Source organism: Sphingopyxis sp., from assembly GCF_019459305.1.
Classification (GTDB): Bacteria; Pseudomonadota; Alphaproteobacteria; order Sphingomonadales; family Sphingomonadaceae; genus Sphingopyxis.
Genome location: NZ_JAIBES010000046.1, coordinates 1 through 20,757 on the forward strand (window position 1 = coordinate 1; position 20,757 = coordinate 20,757).

Annotated in this window: 12 protein-coding genes; 4 read left to right on the forward strand and 8 right to left on the reverse strand. The window is 62.6% G+C overall.

Annotation, left to right across the window (positions count from 1 at the left end; genetic code table 11):
- Positions 1–522: 522 nt before the first annotated feature.
- The 4 genes from K0M74_RS05050 to K0M74_RS05065 all read right to left on the reverse strand — a co-directional run bounded on the left by K0M74_RS05050 (position 523) and on the right by K0M74_RS05065 (position 3,549).
- Complete coding sequence (locus K0M74_RS05050) at positions 523–732, reverse strand: hypothetical protein (RefSeq protein WP_293968739.1); 210 nt, start codon at positions 730–732, stop codon at positions 523–525.
- A 164-nt stretch (positions 733–896) separates the two neighbouring features.
- Entirely contained in the window at positions 897–1,559 is a 663-nt protein-coding gene (locus tag K0M74_RS05055; protein WP_293968741.1) for a phosphoribosyltransferase, read from the reverse strand.
- Complete coding sequence (locus tag K0M74_RS05060; protein ID WP_293968743.1) at positions 1,556–2,215, reverse strand: dienelactone hydrolase family protein; 660 nt, start codon at positions 2,213–2,215, stop codon at positions 1,556–1,558. The genes K0M74_RS05055 and K0M74_RS05060 overlap by 4 nt, the downstream gene beginning before the upstream one ends.
- Positions 2,212–3,549 carry an erythromycin esterase family protein gene (locus K0M74_RS05065; protein WP_293968745.1) on the reverse strand — a complete coding sequence of 446 codons (1,338 nt, stop codon included), beginning with the start codon at positions 3,547–3,549 and terminating at the stop codon, positions 2,212–2,214. Before K0M74_RS05065 ends, K0M74_RS05060 begins: the two co-directional genes overlap by 4 nt.
- A 415-nt stretch (positions 3,550–3,964) precedes the next feature.
- Here K0M74_RS05065 and K0M74_RS05070 point away from each other — a divergent pair, with 415 nt between their 5' ends.
- Positions 3,965–4,672: a DUF6629 family protein gene (locus K0M74_RS05070; RefSeq protein WP_366932633.1), complete on the forward strand. Its 708-nt coding sequence runs from the start codon at positions 3,965–3,967 to the stop codon at positions 4,670–4,672.
- A 775-nt stretch (positions 4,673–5,447) separates the two neighbouring features.
- Here K0M74_RS05070 and K0M74_RS05075 read toward each other — a convergent pair.
- Positions 5,448–7,172, reverse strand: a complete 1,725-nt coding sequence (locus K0M74_RS05075; RefSeq protein ID WP_293968749.1) for a monovalent cation:proton antiporter-2 (CPA2) family protein — start codon at positions 7,170–7,172, stop codon at positions 5,448–5,450.
- A 164-nt stretch (positions 7,173–7,336) separates the two neighbouring features.
- Here K0M74_RS05075 and K0M74_RS05080 point away from each other — a divergent pair, with 164 nt between their 5' ends.
- From K0M74_RS05080 to K0M74_RS05090, 3 genes are all read left to right on the forward strand, one after another.
- Positions 7,337–8,164, forward strand: coding sequence for a universal stress protein (locus K0M74_RS05080; RefSeq protein ID WP_293968751.1), 828 nt, complete (start codon positions 7,337–7,339; stop codon positions 8,162–8,164).
- 99 nt (positions 8,165–8,263) lie between these two features.
- Positions 8,264–9,220 carry a 1-phosphofructokinase family hexose kinase gene (locus K0M74_RS05085; protein ID WP_293968753.1) on the forward strand — a complete coding sequence of 319 codons (957 nt, stop codon included), beginning with the start codon at positions 8,264–8,266 and terminating at the stop codon, positions 9,218–9,220.
- Between the two features lie 62 nt (positions 9,221–9,282).
- Complete coding sequence (locus tag K0M74_RS05090; RefSeq protein WP_293968755.1) at positions 9,283–9,696, forward strand: CBS domain-containing protein; 414 nt, start codon at positions 9,283–9,285, stop codon at positions 9,694–9,696.
- 171 nt (positions 9,697–9,867) lie between these two features.
- Here K0M74_RS05090 and K0M74_RS05095 read toward each other — a convergent pair whose 3' ends face one another.
- From K0M74_RS05095 to K0M74_RS05105, 3 genes are all read right to left on the reverse strand, one after another.
- The gene (locus K0M74_RS05095; RefSeq protein ID WP_293968757.1) at positions 9,868–18,171 is read right to left on the reverse strand and encodes a glucoamylase family protein; all 8,304 of its coding nucleotides are present in this window, start codon (positions 18,169–18,171) and stop codon (positions 9,868–9,870) included.
- A gap of 182 nt (positions 18,172–18,353) precedes the next feature.
- Complete coding sequence (locus K0M74_RS05100) at positions 18,354–19,355, reverse strand: universal stress protein (RefSeq protein WP_293968759.1); 1,002 nt, start codon at positions 19,353–19,355, stop codon at positions 18,354–18,356.
- A 358-nt stretch (positions 19,356–19,713) separates the two neighbouring features.
- Positions 19,714–20,562, reverse strand: a complete 849-nt coding sequence (locus K0M74_RS05105) for a universal stress protein (RefSeq protein WP_293968761.1) — start codon at positions 20,560–20,562, stop codon at positions 19,714–19,716.
- Positions 20,563–20,757 lie beyond the last annotated feature (195 nt).

Below are 20,757 nucleotides of genomic sequence, written 5' to 3' on the forward strand. Positions count from 1 at the left end.
CCCGTCGCCCGCCCCCACCGCACATCCTTTGCCGGGTTGAAGCCGCGCGAGGGCGGGCACCCGCCTAAGCCCGCGTCACGATCGCCGCCAGCCAACGTCCGCCAATGCCGCGTCTGCGCGCAGACTTGCGGGATCGCGATCCTGAATCCCATCGTCCGTCACGGGGGCAGTGTCCGCGTGCTGTCCTTTCGCGCTGAATCAGCATCTATTTGGGTCGCTTAATCGTGGGACCGCGCGATCCACGACCTCGGCCGCATCGAACAATTGGTCGCCGGTCCGGGGCTGGGAACCGCGGTAGTTGACGATCTCGGCGCGCGCTTCTTAGCGTTCGATGCGCTGCGTGTCGAAAAAGGGAGCGGCGCCCGGATACCAGGATCGCCAGCCATGGGGCCGGCCGTAATAATGCCAGGAGGGACGCCAACGGGGATAGTTCCACCACGGATCATAACCGGGATCCGGAACGATCGTTTCGCCGATCTCATATTCGAGGTCATGGCGCGCGATTTCGAACCAACTGCCACCTTACTCAAGGGTCAGTTCGGCGGCCCGGTAAAGGAGATAATCTTCGACCGTCTCGCGCGACGTCAGGGAGTTTCCCGAAAATGTCACCTGCCAGCGATCGGGCACCGTTTGGACGCTCGTATAGCCGCCTTCAGCGCGAGACGCCGAGGCGATCGGCTGAATGGCGTCGCGGTTGCGCAGGCGGAAAGCGCGAAGGCGCCAAACGAGCATGTCAGCATGACGCCGGGCGCGAGGGCGGAAGAACTGCGAACCATTGTTGTTTCCTTCAAGAACGCCTCGGGGCTACGCAACTTGTTCGCGGCGAACTCTGACTTCGTGAACCCGCAAATTCTCTTAGTCCGCTCGTTCCGGGCAGGTCGCGGCAACCTCGGGTCTCAGGGTGCACCGCTGCTCGCGTGTTCGAGCAGCGCGCGGACTTCAGCATCTTCGATCTGGCTGAAATCGCGATAGTGGGCACCGACCGCGAAAAAGGGTTCGGGCACGGCGATACAGACGATCCGGTCGCACATCTTGCGCAGTTCGGATAATATCGCGGCGGGCGCGACGGGCACCGCGAGCGTGACGGAGCGGGCGCCCGCAGACGCAAGCGCCTTGAGTGCCACCCGCACCGTCCCCCCGGTGGCGATCCCGTCATCAACCAGGATGAGGTTGCGGCCCGCGAGCCGCACTGGTTCACCGACATGATAGGCGGAACGCCGGCGTTCGATCTCGGCGAGCTGGCGGCCCACTTCGCGCTCGACATAGGCCCGATCGGCGCCCGAGGCCCGGGCGGCCTGCTCGTCAAGGACCAGTTGCGGCGCCGCACCATCGACGACCGCACCGATACCATATTCCTCATGCCCGGGCGCGCCGATCTTGCGGGCGATCAGTATATCGAGCGGCGCGTGCAGCCGGCGGGCGATTTCGTAAGCCACGGGGACGCCGCCACGCGGGAGCGCGAGGATGACGGGATCGGCGAGCGCCAGTCCCGCGACCGCCGCCGCAAGGCGGCGTCCCGCGTCGCGCCGGTTCGCAAAAGGAAGTTTGGTGTCGATCATTTGGCCGCTCCCGGAATAAAGCGGCCCAGCCAGCCGACAGCGAGCGCGACGACCCCGTCGAGCGTTCCAGCCTCTTCGAACAGATGGCCCGCGCCAGGGACGATCGCCAGTTCGCGCTGGCAGCGCATTGCGGCGAGCGCCACGCGATTGAGATCGATTACGGGCTCGTCGCGGCCCCCGACGATCAGCAGCGTCGGCGCCACGACTTGCGCCAGCGCAGTGGCCCCGGCGAGGTCCGGGCGTCCGCCGCGCGAGACGATCGCGGCGATCCGCGGGTCGTTTGCTGCGGCACGCAACGCGGCACCGGCCCCAGTGCTCGCACCGAAATAGGCGGGTCGCAGCGCGGTCGTGGCGGGATATTCTGCGCACCAGTCGCGCGCCATCCGAAGGCGCCCCGCCAAGAGCGCGATATCGAACACGTTACGCCGGTCACGTTCTTCACCGGCCGTAAGCAGATCCAGCAAAAGCGTTGCGAAACCCGCGTCGCGCATTTTCCCAGCAACATGATTGTTACGCGGGCTGAACCTTCCGCTGCCGCTGCCGTGGGCGAAAATCACGATGCCACGGGCGTCGGGCGGCACGTCGAGGATCGCGTCGAGCCCCAAACTGCCCACTTTCAGCTCGCGCCTGCCCGCGATGAGGGGGGCGGCAGTCACAGGCCGAACGGCCAGGTTTCCGGCGCGCCTTGCGGACGCTCGGCGCCGATCGGCGTGACCGCGGATGTTTCCTCGAACCAGACATAGGCGTCGAACTGATCGGCGAGCACCGCCTCGAAATAATGGCTCGCAAGCTCGCTTTGCGGGCGATAGACGACGCCAATCGCCCGTTCGAGGCGCGGTTGCGATAAGACGGATAGCAAATCCCGTTTCGCTCGTATCCGCCAATCGAGGAGACCCCGGGCGACGCCGGTGCCGCGAAAGGCGGCTTCCCAGCTGTCATCTCGCGCCGGACGCACCTGCATGACCTGCATGGCCGCTCCCCAGTCGGGCGCGGCCGCCACCGTACCTCGATCGGTCCCGAAGCCGATGAGCACGCAGCGATCACCATATGCCTTGCGGACAAGTTCGCCGATGTTGAATTCGCCCCCCCAACCCATCGCCGTGGCGGCGGCGTTGCCGACGTGGCTATTATGTGCCCAGATCACCGCGCGGGCTTCCTTGCGATGCGCCATCAGGGCCTGCAGCGTGTCGAACATGTGACGATCGCGCAGATTCCAGCTTTCCGCGGCGCCGCGGTACATCGCGCGATAATAGAGCTCCGCCGCGCGCACGATCCGCGCGTTCTGCTCGGCACCGAAATAGGCCTCACCATCTCCGCCACTAGTGCCGCCCACCAGAGCCATGCGGCGTTGTAACAGATCGCCAAGCTGCGTCACCACGGCAGTTTCGCACGGCGCGAGGACGCCTTGCGTCACCGCGCGTCCATAAACTTGCGGCTCGTCCTGCCAGGGCGTGAGGCAACCATAGCGTCGCCGCGCTTCGGCCGCGGCTGCGGGAGCATGCGCGTCGAGATAGTCGACGACCGCATCGATCGATTCGCCGAGGCTGTAGATGTCGAGCCCGTGCATCGCGGTCCGCTCGGCTTGGGGAAGTGCTGCATTGTGATGCCGCAACCAGTCAGCGAACATGCGCACGTCTTCATTGCGCCACATCCAAGTCGGAAAACGAACGCGCGTGTCGCCGCTTTTGGGGCGCGGCGCGCCATGGCGGACATAATCGTCGAAGCGGGCAATGTCGGGCCAGTCGCCTTCGACAGCAACCACGTTGAAACCGTGGTGTTCGATCAGCCGCCGCGTGATCTGCGCGCGCGCCGCATAGAATTCGTGCGTACCGTGTGTCGCTTCGCCGAGGAGCACGATGCGGGCATCGCCGAAGCGGTCGAACGTATCGCCAAAGCCGGGCGCGTCGGCGCCGGGCAGGTCTTCCATGTTCATGCGCAACGTCTGGATGCCTGCGCGCGAGTGAGCGGTAATGGCGGAATGGATTGACATGATGGCATCCTATTCCTCGCCCGAAGACGCGGCCATACGTAGTTCGACGGTTGGGACGAGCCGCAATGTGCATCGGCATGCTTTCGTCGAGATAGGTGTGAGGGCGGGGCATGGTGCCGTACAGGCGCCGACGTTGTCAGCCGCGCCGCGAGCAGTCGGGTCGCAATCGGCCAGAAGGCGATAGGACGCTCGAGTGAAGTTGATCGCCCCTTGACCGAGAAAAACGGCCAAAGGCACTGAGCGACACCTACGGGCCATTGCGTATTCAGTCGGGGCAAAGCCCCTGCTAGATCGTGGATGTCGCCGGGGTTTCGGCCAAGGCGGCAAAAGGGCCGGGAGCGATGGAGACATCGCTCCCGGTGCCACATTTTGGCAATGCGCTCCTGTTGCAAACCATTTTTGGGAAGGGCGACGCATGTGCTTTTCGGCCACGGCAAGCTTCGTCGCCTCTGGGGTAATAGGGGCGATCGGGCTGGCAACGCTGAGCCATGTGCGGGAACCGCGGGCGCTGCTTTTTGCCGCGGTGCCAATATTGTTTTCTGTGCATCAGTTCGCAGAAGGCTTGGTCTGGCTCGGCCTGACGGGCCGGATTGGGCAGGTTGCCCTCGATCATGCGACCTTTCTGTTCATGCTTTATGCGCAGGGTGTCCTGCCGTTGCTGATGCCGCTCGCGGTTCTCCTGATGGAGCCGCCGGGGCGCCGCCGCAGTGCGATCGTCGTGTTGACCTGTATCGGCGCACTCGTATGCGCCTGGATGATCTATGGGCTCATTTTCTTTGAGAGCCATTGTTTCATCGAACAGAATTCGATCGCTTATCGCAATGCTCTGACAGGAAATTTCGCGGTATCACTGCTCTATATTCTTGCGGTTTGCGGCACCCTGCTGATTTCCAGTCACCATGTCATCCGGTGGTATGGAATGTTGAACGTGATCGGGCTGACGATTGCGCAGATCGTCAAGGAAGCCGCATTCGCATCGGTTTGGTGCTTCTACGCAGCTGTGCTGAGCATTTTGATCTACCGCCAGTTCCGTTACGGCGCGATCGATGTCACGACTCCCAACGGCAGGTCAGCGCACCGACGGCCGTTTCTTCTGTCCTTTCTGCGAAACCCTGATTCGTAGAGCCCGTTTACTGGCGGCTCTCATCCTCCGTCCGGCGCTCCTTACGGTCAACTGCGCAAAGCCCCGATTGACCCGATCGGTCAGACTGTCACCACTTGGTCGAAGTTTCCGTGATCGGTCTGGAAATTTGTCAGCCTCGGGCCGGAGGGACTGCACCGGCGCCAAGGTGGTGCAGAATTTCCGCAGGGTCATCGCGATAGTTTCGGCTGGCGTTGTCTTTGAATGCGGTCCCGATTTCATCCGGAAGCAGATGCGATCGTCGCGTTCAGGGATGCGGAGCCGCGGGGAGGCGATGGCGACCCACTTCCTCGCGGCACTGCTGGAAGGCCGGCGCCTGTTCGGCGCTTTTCTCCGGATAGCTTAGAGACGAAACATGAAAAAGACAGATAGCCAACGCTTCACTTTGCGAACTTCCAGCCAGTCGTCTTTTTCAGCATGTAGTTTCGCCTGAAGCGAACCTCGTAAGCTTCCTTGACGACGCTAAACCTTAGCAGATCATCTGCAAGAAGGCGTTCGAGACCGCGTCAGGGTCGGCCCGCCATTTTGTAATTTCAGAACGATCCCGTTGTGAGAAAAGGACAGGAGGGCAGTGCAGACAGGGCGCGCGAGCGAGATTTTGGACAATTTTAGCTGCGAGAGTATCGCCCCTCAAAAGCGGGAAGCCCCGGGGTAGGTCAGGAGCATGCCACTCGCTCCCAAGTCGGTTCGATGCTCGGCTGTTTGCGCGTGGCGCCGCGGCGCGCGCGCCCGGCGACGGAGAGACGCTGTTGCGCTTCTACAGCGCCGCGTTGCTGCGCTGCGCCGCGATGCGACGCTCGACGCTATCACTATCGAGGCCCGTGTCGGTAAGCACGACCGATGCCAGCCGGAGGCTGGCTTCGATTGTCTCGGGGACGCTCGAGGCGGCCCCCAGCTCGCGAAGGCGTCGAGAATGTTCGGGATCGCGCGCGCGCGCATGGATGACGGCATTCGGCCAGCGGCGATGGATCTCGCCCACGATGCGGCTTACGGCCGGCGCGTCGTTCATCGTGACCGCCACCACGGCAGCCTTCGCTACCCCGGCCTTTTCAAGCACCTCTGTTCGCGAAGCATCACCAAAGTGGATCGGTTCGCCGCTTCTTCGCTGGATGTCCACCAGCGACGCATCGGTATCGGTCGCGACATAATCGATCCCTTCTGCGCGGAGCGCAGCGGCGAGGGTCTGTCCGACGCGGCCGAAGCCAGCGATGACCACATGCCCCGCTTTTTCGTGAACGTCGTCTTCCTGGCGTTCTGCCAACATTTCGGCATGCCTGTTTCCCAAGGCGTTACCGATGCCTTGCGCCAGCTTGGCCATGCCCGGGGTGAGCAACATGCCGAGACTTGCGACGATCAATATGGTCTGTTCGACGTCGCCGGTAACGACGCCAAGCGCGGCGGCGCTCGCGAGGATCACGAAGGCGAATTCACCGCTTTGGCCGAGCAGCAGACCCGTTTCGACCGCGACTGCGCGCGGTCGTCCGAAGAGGAGAGCCAGGCCCGAAATGATCAGGCTTTTCATCAGCCAAAGCCCTGCGACGATTGCCGCGATGCCGAACGGTGCTGCGGCCACCTGGCGCCAGTCGATCCCCATCCCGACAGACATGAAGAACAGGCCGAGGAGCAATCCCTTGAACGGCGCGATATCGACCTCGATCTGATGACGATATTCGGTTTCGGCGAGGAGCAATCCGGCGAGAAGGGCGCCGAGCGCCATGGACAGCCCAAAGCTCTCGGTCAGCGCTGCCACGCCCACCGCAGCCAGGAGCACCGCCGCGGTGAACATCTCCGAATTTTTTGCCTGCGCGATCTCGCGCAGCACCGGCCGGAGCAGCAGCCGACCGGCGCCATAGATGACGACTATCGCGAGCGCGGCCTTGGCGAGGGCGAGAGCGAGCCCGGTGGCCAGGCTTTGCCCGGCTGGCGCGGCTAGCACCGTGACGATGAAAAGCAGGGGAACGACGGCCAGATCCTGCATCAGCAGGATCGAGAAAGCTGTGCGGCCGACCGGCTCGCGCTGACGGCGCCCATCAATGAGAAGCTGCATGACAATCGCGGTCGAGGAGAGCGCCAGTGCGGCGCCGACGACCAGCGCCATCGGCAGCGGGAGGCCGAGCAGATGCGCCGACAGCGATACCGCGGCCGCTGTCACGACAATCTGGGCCAGCCCAAGTCCGAAGACGAGCCGCCGCGCATTCCACAACCGCTCGAGCGACAGCTCGAGCCCGATCACGAACATCAGGAAGACGACCCCGATCTCGGCGAAAGCCTGAACGCCGCCCAGGTCGAGGATCACGAGCGGGGAGAGCGAAGGCACGCTTTCGGCCAGCAGCCCGAGCCCATAGGGACCGATAACACTCCCTATGAGCAAATAGCCGATGATCGGGTTCACCCGGAGGCGGCTTAGCAGGGGAACCGCTATGCCAGCCGCCGCCAGAAAGATCAGGGCTTCGCGCAGATAAGGGATGGCGGCGTGTTCCATTCAATGGGCTCTATCGTCATTTGGGGTTCGGGGGGACTGAATTCGGATCGCAGCGACCGGTGGAAGGCCGACTGCACCAATCGCTCGGGCCACGCCACTAGGGATAATTACGAAGGGCCAATCGGGCCGTGAACCGTCAGAATATGCACAAAGGAGAAGGCAAGGTGCTCAAAGATATTCTGGCTGTTGTTGAGGAGGCCGATGCTGCGGCTGGCTTTCTGCAGATGATAGGCGATCTCGCAAAGGCGCATGGCGCTCATCTGGAAGTCGCAGCCCTGACGCCGGCACCGATGGTCTCATCGGCGCTCGCCCCGTTCGGTTCGCTCTACGTTCCGGAGTCGGTGCTGCGGGACAGCGATAATCAGAATATCGAGAAAGTTCGCGCGCTTCTGGAAAAGACCGGTTGCCAGCATGATGTGCTCGGCTTTCACGATGACGTCGCCTGGCTCGCCGGAGATCTTCGGCGAAGCGGGCAAGTGGCAGACATCATCATCATCGGTCCCGAAGAAAGTTGGCCAACACGCTGGCTGCGAACGCGCGTGCTCGAAAATCTTGTCGGTTCGGCGGGGACGCCAATCCTCATTCTTCCTGCCGGGAAGACATTTCCGACGATCCGGCGCGCCGTGCTCGGGTGGAAGCCATCCCCCGAGGCCAATCGCGCCGTTCATGATCTGGTCCGCTTTGCGGAACCGGGAGCGTTGATCGACGTGGTCACTGTCGGTATCACCCTTCCCGAATGCGAAAAGGAGCAGGACAGTCAGGCCGAAGTGAAGCGTCATTTGACGCGGCACGGTTTTGCCGCCAAGGGGCGACGGCTTGCGATTGGCGATCAGATCGAGGCTGAGGCATTGACCCGCCATGCTCTGGACATGAACGCGGACATCCTCGTCGTCGGCGGATTTGCCCGTTCGAGAATCAGGGAGATCATTCTTGGCGGCGTCACGCGCGATCTCGTTTGCCGCGCCGACCTGCCGGTGCTGATCGCGGGATAACGCCTCAGTGAATGGCCTTGTCAGCCGCACCTGACCCATCCGTGAGTTGGTAGTAATACTGATATTTCGTCGCAGACAGGCTGTGTTAGCACGCCGGGTATGAAAACGATCGCGACCCTCACCATGAATCCTGCGATTGATGTCGCTTATGAAGCGGATCGCGTTTTTCACACGCGAAAGATCCGCGCGCGACAGGAGCATTATGATCCCGGCGGCGGCGGGATCAATGTGTCGCGGGTGATCGCCAGGTTGGGCGGTACGGCACGCGCCTATTATCTCTCGGGCGGAGCTACGGGCGTCACGCTCGACCGACTGCTCGATATTCACCAGATGGTGCGTTCGCGCATCCTGATCGCCGGCGATACGCGTATCTCGACATCGGTATTCGAGCGGGAAACGGCCAAGGAGTACCGCTTTGTCCCGCGAGGCCCCACGGTTTCGCCGTCCGAGTGGCAGGCCTGTCTCGACCATCTCGAGGACATAAAATGTGACATCCTGGTCGCCAGCGGCTCCCTGCCGGAAGGTGTGCCAGACGACTTCTATTGTCGCGTGCAAGCCATCGCATCACGCCAGAATTTCCAGCTCATCCTCGACAGTTCCGGTCCCGCGCTTCGGGCGGGCGTGGCATCGGGGGGACTGTACCTGATTAAACCCAGTCTGGGCGAGCTGGAGCAGCTCGCCGGGCATCCACTTGAAGACCGCGCCGCAATAGCCTCCGCCGCAGCTGCGATCGTGAGGCAGGGGCAGGCCCGATATGTTGCGGTGACGCTTGGGCGCGACGGCGCGATGCTCGCGCAGGATTCCGGCGTCCTCTACTTGCCTGCGATAGCAGTCGAAACGAACAGCGCCGTCGGCGCGGGCGACGGTTTTCTCGCTGCGATGACCTTTGCCCTCGCTGGCGATCAGGCTGTGCTTGCAGCCTTTCGTTATGGCATCGCGGCGGGCGCTGCGACGATCCTGACCCCCGGGACCGGCCTATGCCACCGCGACGATGTGGAGCGTCTTTATCGGCTTAAGCCCCAGGTCGCCGAACCTGTGCCGACCGATCCTGGCTGAAACCACAGCCCCATTTACCGGCCGCAGACGCAAAATTGATACGGATATTTTGGAGATACAAGATGAAAGCCAGCGACATCATGACATTCGGGGTCGCAACTACGTCGCCGGAAGCGTCGCTGACCGATGCGATACGGACGATGCGGCGCCACCGCATTAGCGGCCTGCCGGTGGTCGATCCCGAGGGCAGGCTGCTGGGAATCATTTCAGAGGGCGATTATTTCCGGAAATCGTCAGGCTATGATCCGGATGTGCTGAGCGGCGGTGCCGCAGTGAACTGCCGGGCGACACTCGACGAACGAAAAGTCGCGGACATTATGTCGCGAACCCCTGTCGCGATTGACATCGACACGCTGGTCGAGGAGGCGTCCGCCCTCATGGTGCGCCAGGGACTGAAACGCCTGCCGATCATCAAGGATGATTGCGTCGTGGGGATGCTCAGCCGCGCCGATATCCTGCACGCGATCGTCGATTGAAGTAGCTGCGTGCGGCAGTAGGCTGGCTTGGTTTCTTCATTACCGCCGGCTGCGGCTGCGCCTCACAATAAGTGGAAGCTCCTGACGCGTCGGACAGCCAGGTCGGGCTGTGCCTCGTCCGCCGAAGATCGCGTTCGTGGTTCATCAGGTTCCTGATGATCCCGATGAGCGTTACGGAGCACCCGGTGCTGTCGGTGTCGTCACAACGGCGGCATCGGATGTTTCCGCTGCAGGCGGAACCCATCGGCACAAGACTTCGTGAACCTTGCCATCGGTTGGGAAGAGCAAACCTTGTTCAGGCCATTCTCCTCCCTCAAATTGAAGCGTGGCGCTCTCGGCCGACAAGCCGCCTGGATTTTCAACCCTGATCCGCATGCTGCCGGTGTCCCGCGTGATGCTCGCTTCGAAATATTTCCATGACGCCGGGACGCACGGCGACAGGTGCAGCCGGCCGTCGATAAGCCGCAAACCAAGTATTTCCTCGACGGCGAGGCGCCAAGTCCAGGCGGCCGCACCCGTGTACCAGCTCCACCCGCCCCGTCCTACATGCGGCTGCACGCCCGCCACATCCGCCGCCAGGACAAAGGGCTCGGTTCGGTAGCGGGCGACGCCCTCGTGGCATCGGGTGCGATTGATGGGGTTGATCCGGTTGAATATTTCCATTGCACCCTCGCTGTCGCCCAGCCGGGCACAGGCGATGCCGAGCCAGGCGGCCGCATGCGTATATTGTCCGCCATTCTCGCGAATGCCTGGCGGATAGGCTTTGATGTAACCCGGTTCGCGCGGGGTCGCATCGAAGGCAGGCGAAAGCAGCCGGACGAGCTTGTCATCTGCAAGGACGAGATGATCCCGAGCGGCGGCCATGGCCCGTGCGGCGCGATCAGGGTCAGCGCGCCCGGATAATATAGCCCAGGACTGTGCAATTGAATCGATCTGGCATTCGGCGTCGCGGGCCGTCCCCAAGGCGACACCGTCGTCATCGAAGGCCCGCAGATACCACTCGCCGTCCCAGGCCGACCTATCGATCGCGGCAGCAAGTGCGGCGGAACAGGGCTCCCATCGCGTGACCAGATCGGTGCGGTCCATATGTCCGCACAGCGTAACAAAATCATCAATTGTCGCGATAAGGAACCACGCGAGCCAGACACTCTCGCCCCGACCCTCGATGCCGACCCGGCTCATTCCGTCGTTCCAGTCGCCACTTCCCATCAACGGCAGACCGTGCGCACCGAGGCGATGGCCATATTGAAGCGCGCGTTCGCAATGCTCGAAAAGAGACCTTGGATCGTTCGAAATCGAGTATTGAGCATAGTGATCGGTTTCGGTGTCGCCTAGATCGGGTCCCTGCAGAAAGGGCAATGTTTCCGAAAGAATGCCGGTATCGCCGGTCGCCTTGACATAGGCTGCCGTGACGTAAGGCAACCAGAGCATGTCGTCCGAACAACGGGTCCGCACGCCGCGATCGCCCGGCGGATGCCACCAGTGCAGGACGTCGCCCTTGTCGAACTGATGCGCCGCCGCCGAAAGAATATGACGCCGCGCCAGCTCGGGGTCGGTGTAGAGCAGCGCGAGCACATCTTGCAGCTGGTCTCGAAATCCAAAAGCCCCGCCCGCCTGATAGAAACCGGCGCGGGCGCGGAGCCGTGCGCTGATTGTCTGGTAGTGCAGCCAGTGATTGACGAGGATATTGAACGCTTCGTCGGGCGTAGACACCTGGACCGCGCTTAGCTGCTTGTCCCATTGCGCCCGGCAAAGTTCGAGTGCTGGCGCGGCGGCATTGGAATTCTGCCATCGCCTGGCGAGCGAGGCGGCATCGGAACGCGTCGCACCTTGGCCGAGGGCAAATATGACCTCGCCAGTTTTTCCCGGCGCGATGTCCAGATGGACCTGGAGCGCGCTGCAGCAATCGGCGCCCCGTGATGTCTGGCGATTTCCCAGATCCCAGTTGAGAAGAGCCTGCGGGCAACGGCGATCGGGCCGCCTTCCCCAAAAGTCCTGCTTGGACGCGGTCAGGCTGTGCGGGTGAACGCTGGAGGTCAGAAAAGCGGTCCGCTCCCCAAAATCTTCGGTCCAGGGATTCTCGGCATAAAAACTATGAGCGTCGGCATCATAGACCGTGCTGCGCAGCGGGGCCGGAAGATCAGACACGGCACCCAGGAGCCATTCCACATAATAGGTGGCCGTAATGCGCCGTGATTGCGATGACCGGTTGTGCAGGCGGACACGGACGATCTTGACGGGATCATCCACCGGCACGAACGCCACAAGCTCCTGCTTGAGCCCCTCGCAGTCGGTTTCCCAGCTCGTATATCCTTTGCCGTGCCGGACCGTGAAGCCATGGTTCGCGCCAGCGGGCTGCGGGGTCGGCGTCCATACGCGCGCGGTTTCTTCGTCGCGCAGGTACAGAATCTCGGCCTGGGTATCGCAAACAGCGTCATTGCTCCACGGCGTCAGCCGATTTTCGCCGCTGTTGCCCGCCCAGGTAAAGCCCAGCCCGGCTTCGGTCACGATCGTGCCAAAATCATCATTGGCGAGGATATTGGCCCAGGGGGCTGGCGTTTTTTGCCTTTGACCGAGGCTCATTTCGTAAGCGCGTCCGCCGTCCACGAACCCCCCCATCCCATTTTCGTACAGGCGGGCCGCAGCCGTCGGGCGCGAAACCGCTGCAGGTGCGGGCTCGGATCCACCAAACGGCTCAAACAGGGGCCGGGCGGACCGGGGTTCCCCAGCGTTAGAAAGTTGCTGCGCGACGGATCCCGCCGCCGCGTCGAGGGTGATGTGGGCAGCGCGCTGCAGCAGCACCGACCGGTCGGACTCCGTCGGACCGATTCCTACCAGATGGAAGCCGCCATTCTGGCCCAGCAGCTCGATCACGCCGGCGTCGCGAAGCGCGTCCAGGAGACGTTCGCGAACCGGTTCCACATAGCCGGGCGCGCCCTCATGGGTCACAACCAGATCGAAGGCGATACCGCGCCGACGCCACAGTTGATGGGCGCAGATCAGGAAACCCAGCAGGTCACCATGCTCACCGTCGCGCAATACGACAAGCGGGTGATCTCCCGATATTCCCATCGCCCATAAGCCGTTCCGCGCGAAGCCCGCAGGAACATCCGCGATCGCAAGCTGCGGTGGAGGCACCGGATGGAGTAGCGCGGACAGCAGCAACTGCGCGCCGACAAGCGAATCGGTCTCAAGGCCGAGGCGATGTATCTCGCGATCCGCTTCGCTCGATGCGTCGCTTATCGCCCAGTCGAGAGCAGAAAGGGCGGCATAGCGTTCGGAAATCTCCAACGCGCTTTCGCGAGACCCTGCCGCGATGCTGAGGAACGCCAGCTCCCGCCTCGCATGCGGCGGAATGGTCAGTCGCGCACGGATCGCCATTACGGGATCGAGCGTCCAGCCGCACCCTCCTTCCAGCTCGTCCAGGTGCGTCGCAGCGGCGTCGCCGCCGCTCCCATGTCGGCCAAAGAACGCAGCCCGATCGGTCTCGAAGCTCGTAGATACAAAACCCTCATCATCGGCGAGCACTCGGTGGAGAAGGACGGGCGGGCGATCGCCTGAATCCCTGGCCCGGCGGCTGAAAAACAGTCCGTCGATCCCCGGGATTATGTCACTGTGCACGAAGAGTCTGCTGAACGCAGGATGCCGCGCTGCTTCGGCTGGCGGTGCCAGCACAACTTCGGCAAAACTGGTGAAATCCAGTGTACGAGGTCGATCGCTCTCGTTGACAATCGAAATCCGGCGAATCTCGATGTCATCCGCGTGCGAAACGGCGACCGTCATGTCGAGGGCGATATCATGATCGCGGCGATGATATTCAACCTGGTGGGCCTGAAAGGTCACACGCGCGTCGGCGCTGTCAGTTCGCGTCGGCTCGCAGCCTACCGACCATGTCGCGCCGCTATCGCGGTCGCGGACGTAGACCCAGATGCCCGGGGCATCGCCCCCGCCGGGCGGCCGCGTGAGAGCATAGCGCTGCCACATCAAGCCTCCGCTTCCCTCCCGCTCAAGCAGACTCGTGAGCCGACCGTTGCCGATGGCATGCCACGCCTTTGCCCCGGCTGGCGAAGCAGGCTGCCATGATGAGAGATGCGGAACGGGCTCCCCCGAGATTGACGGCGTTTCGCGCTGCTCGATCCGCTCAAGTTCGGGCGGAAGCTCCCACGGGATGCGTTCGTTGAGAAGCAGATCGATCGTACCGATATGCGGGTCGCCATGAAACCAGCGAACAAAAACGTCTTCGCAAAGGGCATTGCCCAGCGCAGCCATGCTCATGCCGTGATGATGCGCCATATAGCAGCGCACGACCGCGCACTCCTCGCCGGCGGGCACGCGCGCGGGCGTAAAATCGGCAGCCTCGTAAAAACCGTACCGTCCCACCATCCCCAGCTTGGCAAGCGCCCTTAAATTGCGAACCGCCAACTGCGGCCGGGCTGCAAGTGCAAGTGCGGTTGCATAAGGGGCGACAACAAGGTCGCGCGCGAGTCCGCGGCGGAGACCAAGACCCGGCACTCCAAATGCTCGGTAGCGATATACCTGGTCAGGACCCATCGCGGCGAAAGCCGATTCCGATATACCCCAGGGGATAGCGTTCTTCTCGCCGTAGCTGCGCTGGAGATCGACCGCCGTTCGGTCGCTTTTACCCAGGAGCGTTTCGGGATCGCTGCGCAGAAACAGATTGGGCATGAGATATTCGAACATCGACCCGTTCCACGACACGAGCGAAAGTCCTGATGCTTTGCGGGTCACCGGCCGGCCAAGGAAAAACCAATGTTCGGGTGGAACATCGCCCTTGGCGATCGCGAAGAAACTTGCCAGTCGCGCTTCACTTGCCAGCAAGTCGTAATGGTGCTGATCGTGCCGATCGTTGGTGACGTTATAGCCGATATGAAAGAGGCGGCTGCTCAAATCATATAACATGGAAAAATCCATGCCATGGGCGCGGACATGCGCGCGTTGGCCAAGGCGTTCCAGTCGGTCGCGCAGGTCAAGATGCACCGCTTCGCCATTCGCGAGCGCTCCATCGAACGCCTTTACCCACTCGCGCGCATCAACCGACGCGAGCGCGTCCGAAAACTCCGCGAGCATTGCCCGGGCGCGCAGGTGCGCCGCACCAGGCGCTGCGTCGGCGCCAATGACCAAAGCCAGCTCAGCGGCAATGGCGCTGCACTCCGGCGGCACCTGGCCCAGCAAGGGCAGCCACGGGAGCAAGGATCGCACGTCGCGGCGCATGCTGATGAGATGATGATCGACGCGCTCAAGCCATGTCAGGATGGCCCGGCCACTGGTTTGCGGCGGCGTCTCTTCCGCCGTCATGAAGAGATGCAGTCGGTCGCGAAGCTGCGGGAATAGGGCGTCGCAAATTTCGTCGAGGCAAGCACTGGGCGTCAGGCGACCCTCCTGCACCGCCGCGCCTCGGGCGCGCACCATGGTCACAATCTCGCGCGCGCCATCCGCTTGGCCCGAGGGCGCGCTGGCGAGGGCATCGGCCAGAAGCGCCAACGTATCCTCCAGCCCGGCCCAGAGCTTTGCGAGCGAAATGGGATGATCCATCGCTTCGCGGCACGCCTCGTTCATGACCACGAGGCTCACCGCAAGATTGCCGCTGTCGACGGTCGAAACATAGCGCGGTTCGAGCGGTCGCAAGGTCTGGGTGTCGTACCAGTTCAGCATGTGACCTCGGTATCCGTCCAGCCGGTCCAGCGCGTCCATCATATTGCGCATGCGTATTTCCATGTCGGCCGTACCGATGTGACCAAGCTTCCACGCCGTCAGCGTGGACAGCACCAACATGCCAACGTTGGTGGGAGACGTGCGATGAGCGATCTGCTCGTTGGGTGGCTCCTGATAATTGTCGGGAGGAAGCCAATTGTCTTCCGGTCGAACAAAGGTTTCGAAGAACAGCCATGTGCGCCTGGCCATGGTTCTCAGGAAGCGCTGGTCGTCGGCGCTGAACTCCTCGACGATCGATCGGCGCGCACGGCCAATGCGGAACGCGATTTCCGGGGTAAAGACCCACAGCAAGAGGAGCGGCGCCGCAATGGAAAGCGCGGCCGGTCGGCTCAGTGCTAATGCTGCGCCCGCCGCCAATGCAAAAACGGGCGAGGTCCACAGCTCCCGCCAGGCAGCGCGCCGCGGCGCGATCGCCGCGAAATGCGCTGTGACATGCGCGGCCGACGTCCATTCGAGCAGGCGCCGCCGCGCGACAAGACGCCAGAGCGTGATCGCGATCGCATGCGACGCCGCGGCGGCATCGCTGATGAGGAATGTAATCGACAGCGCCCAGCGGCTGGCCGCGTCACCGGTTCGAGTAAGGAGACCTTGCAGAACGCCGCGGCGGCGGCCGCGGGCGAGCCCTGTGACGAGATCGGTGAAAAGATAGGCGGCTGGCGCGAGAAGAGCCAATAATGTCCACACCCACGGATTGCCCTCAAGCAAAAACCATCCGCCCAGGAGCAGGCCGACCAGGCTTGGCGGGACAAGACTGCGGCGCAGATTGTCGAAGATCTTGAGCCGGTCGAACCAGCTCAGCCGATTGGCTATTCGCCTCCCGCCGCGCGCAGGGACGCGAGGAAACAGCCATGGCAAGAGCTGCCAGTCGCCGCGAACCCAGCGATGCCATCGCCGGCGATAATCAAGATAACCCGACGGGAATCCTTCGTAGACAATGATGTCGCTGACGAGGCCTGCACGGCCATGCAAGCCTTCGAACAGATCGTGGCTGAGCAGGCTGTTTTCAGGAATTCTTCCCTCGACGCTGCGTTCGAACGGCGCGACCTCGTAGATGCCCTTGCCGACGAAAATACCCGATCCGGCGACATCCTGGTACACATCGGACACGGCTCGCGAATAAATGTCGATCGCCGTGTCGCCACCGAAGATCCGCGCGAAGATCGAATGGCTCTCGGCTTCAGGGGCAATTTCAACGCGCGGCTGGAGGATCGTATAGCCGCTGGTCACGCGGCCCGAACGGGGATCGAAATGAGCGCGATTGAGAGGATGGGCTAAAGTCGCAACAAGACGGTTGACCACCCCAGTGGGAAGACGCGTGTCGGCGTCTGCCGTGACCACGAAGCGAAGATCGCGCAACTTCTCGATCTGGCCCTCGGCCAGGCTATAGGGCGAGCGATCGCCATGCAGGACATAGTGATTGAACTGCTCGAGCTTTCCGCGCTTGCGCTCCCACCCCATCCAGCTTCCCTGCGCCTCGTTGTACAGCCTGGGCCGGTGCAGGAGATGAAATGACCCGAGCTCGTCGGTCCCATGGAATTTATTGAGATGCGCGACACCCTCGCGGAGCGCCTCGTCGATCGTGGCATCCGCCGGCATGACCGCTTTGTCGGCGTCGGTATAGTCGCTCAAAAGGACGAACTCGAAGCGCGGATCGGGATTGGAGAGAAAGTGCGCTTCCAGCTTTTTGAGAAGCGGCGCGACATCGCGCACGTCACCGACAAGCACGGGAACGACGATCGCGGTTCGGCAATCGTCAGCCACCCGTTGGCAAAAGTCGAGTTTAGGCAGAATCCGCGGCGGCACGAGGAGGGTCGCGATCCAGTTGACGACGGTGACGCTGAGAATGCTTGCGGGGAGGAGCGACAAGGCAATGCCCAGAATCCATCCTGACATTGTCGCCCCGACATACGACAGGTAAAGTGCGGGCAGGAGGAAGCCGATGAGACCCGAGGTCATGAGCGCGAAGGCATAAAGCCCCGCCTTATGGCGCCCGATCCACCGCTTCACCCGGTCGACGCCGCGGGGCCGCAATTCCAGCGATGCCTCAAAGGCTGCGAGACCCGGGCCGATCAGCCAATATCCGACATGATTGTGCGGCGAGGCTCTTTCGGGGCGACAATGCGCTACCAGCCGTTCGGCGACCTCCTGTTCGAGATGGCCGCTTCTGTCGGACAGTTGCTCGATTGCGTGACGGTAATGGTCGCGCGTCTCGAAATCCATGCGCGGATAAACTGCGGCGGGATCGCAGCGTAATACGGATTCGACCAGGCTTGTCCGGTCAAAAAAATCTTTCCAGGGAATGGCCGAGATAACTGCCAGATTGGCGATGGCGCGCGAAACGCATTCAGTGTCGTCGGTACCACGGTGGGGCGCTGTTTCATCGCCAAGGTCGAAGGGTGAGGGGCTCTCCGGGAACAGACGCGCGAAACTGCTTACCAAAATCTCCAGGCATGCCAGGCGCAGCATCGTCGGCAGCGCCCAGATCTCGGCGATGCTGAGCGGCTGCTCTTCCTGATATGCGCAAACGAAATCGACGGTGGCGGTCAGGGATATCTGCAGATGCGATGCGTGAAGCAGGACGTGTGCCAGGGAATGGATGCGCGGGGCCCCCCGTCCGTCCGCTCTCGCTGCCGCGGGCAGCCGACGATAAAATTCCTCCGGCATGCCCTCTTTGATCTGAAGGACCGCCCGCTGGACCTGATAGTCATTGTCGAGCAGCCACTCGGCTGCAGTATTGCCCATGGGCTCCGCCGAACTCGCTGCCTTTCGTGCCCGGTTCAGCCAGGCGCTCATCGCTCGAAGCTGCGTCCAGGCGGGCAACGGTGCGGCTTCCCGGGTTAATCCTACCACCGCATGTCGGCGCGCGAGATCGTGGGCTGCAGCAATTAATGGGGCCGCCTCTTCCCTCGCGGCAGCCGTCACGATCAAACGACGGCGACTGGAAGACGCACAGCCTCCATCACCTGGTACGCGGGTGGATCCGGGACGTGGCTGGGCCGCACCATTAAAACAGGAACCGGCGAATGCGTCATCAAATAGGCAGCGACGCTACCATATGGCAAATCGGCGTTATGGCGGCCGCCATTACCCCGCGCGGAAAGTATGACGAGGTCGGCGCTTTCGGCGGCAATCATTGCCGTCAGCTGCGTGCGGGCATCGTCGCTTCGCACCAGAAGCGTGCGGACCGCTATGCCGGAGGCGGCAACGCAGCCCTGCATGCGCTCAAGATAGCTTCGGGCGAATAATTCGTTTCTCTTGACGACAGTATCCCGAAGCTCGCGGTCGCTCGCGCCGAGAGGGCTGGGTTCCATGAATTCAGGGGTGGGAACGACATGCGTCAGTATGAGCTCCGCTTTAGCTGACTTCGCCAGTCGCACGGCCAAAGGCAGGACACTTTCAGCCCATTTTGACCCATCGAGCGGAACCAGGATTCTACGGTAGCGCTGATCCGGCATAACCGATGCTGATCCCGGGACGAGGAGGATCGACGCCGGTGCCTGCTCGAGAACGCTGCGGGCGGTGCCGCCAAGCGCCCCTGGTGAAGCGCTGCCGCCATTGGCACCTATAACCAGAAGGTGCGCCGATTGCTCACAGGAATAGCGGCAGATCTCGTCGGCGACCACCCCTTCGGAGAGTTTGAGCTGGGCAGTCCGGCCGGAAGGTGGTCTGGATGACGTCAGCGCTCCAAGCGCGCGTCTTGCCTCGTGTCGGCGAAGATCCCATTCGATTGGGTCAGGCCGAACCTTGGCATCCGGACGAGCGTCCAGCACATGCATGAAGGTGACCGGCAGGTCCAGCGCCGACGCAATCGCATGAGCATGTGCCGCCACGCCTGGTGCATGCGCCGAGTTGTCGATGCACGCCACAACCTGCCTGTCTTCAGCCGTTCGGACTGGACGAAACAAAACCGAATCTGGAATCGACATCTTGGGTCTCCTGGAACATTTCGCAGCCTTGTGGTGCGGTCTCGATCGCACTGCGCGGTCCCGCTGCCGACCGCGAAGGTCAAGCAGCCTAGAGCCCCAGAGGCTGCGATTTGTGCCGGAAATATACTGACTCAGAAGGAGCGCGGCCGATATACGGGATTATACGGGCGCGCCGACGTTGCTGGAACCGCGCCCGCCGTTCGCCGCATCGGTCGTCGTCGACCCCGAGTTGCCGCTCGCATTCGCCTGCGCGGAGCACAGCGGTTGGCGGCCGCCAGCCGAAAACGCCATGCGAGATGGAAAAGACGCGGATACAGAAGGCAAGACGCGCGAGGCTAGGCCCCCGAACGGGCCAGAATCAGACCGGCTCGCGAACGACCAGCGTGTCGACCGGCACGCTACGGAGCAACATCTCGGCGATACTGCCGAATACGGCCTTGGAGAAACCGCTGCGCCCGTGCGTCCCGATCACGACAAGATCGGCCTCCAGTTTGTCGACAAGCTGGTCGGCAACGCCTTGAGTATCGCCATATTCGAGGTGCGATGTTACGCGCCGACGGATCTCGTCCGGGATTACCGGATCATTCAGGAAATCGTCGAACTCGCTCTGCACTTCGGCCCGCACATCATCGACGTTAAGCTCGATGTTCACAAACCCTTCATAGGCGACGTGAAAGGCATGAAAAACATGTAACTTCGCTTCGGGAAACAGCCGGGCTGCCGTCAGCAGCGCGTAGCGCGAGCATGCCGAAAAATCCGTGGCCGCGACCATGTTGCGGTAGTTCGCCCGAGGACGCTGCTTGACGACGAGCACGGGCTGCGCCGCTTTGCGGACCACACGCTCGACCGCTGTGCCGATGAAGGAATCGCCCAGGCTGTTGAAGCGCGCCACGCCGGTAACGATAAGGCTGCAACCATTCACCTCCGCTGCTTCGACGATTTTGGAGGGCGCCGAGCCCTCTGCTGTCCGTATTTCGACCGCGGCAGCGGGATCGGGCAGCACGGACCGCACCGCGGCATCGGTGCGCTCGGGCGTCGCTGCCAGTCGGGAGCCTTCCTCGATCACATGAAAAACGATGAGGCCGACGTCCTGCGCATCGGCGGTCATAATCGCCCGGTCGATGGCGCGATCCGACTGGGGCCGCAGATCGGTTGCGACCAAGATCGGGCCATTGTCGGTTTCAAGACTGTCGATTTTATCCATCATTTATCTTCCTCGATTTGATCGTGGCGAACCGCGTTTGCTTTGTCGCTGCGCTGCGCCGGGAAGACATCGATCTCTGCGTTGCAATTGACCTCTTGGGTCACGCTGCCAGCCGATATTTCTCATGACCGGTCCTACCCGTGCTGCGCGCCAAGATGGCCGCGCCGCACGGGGCGGTCAGAACGCGGAGAAAAATCC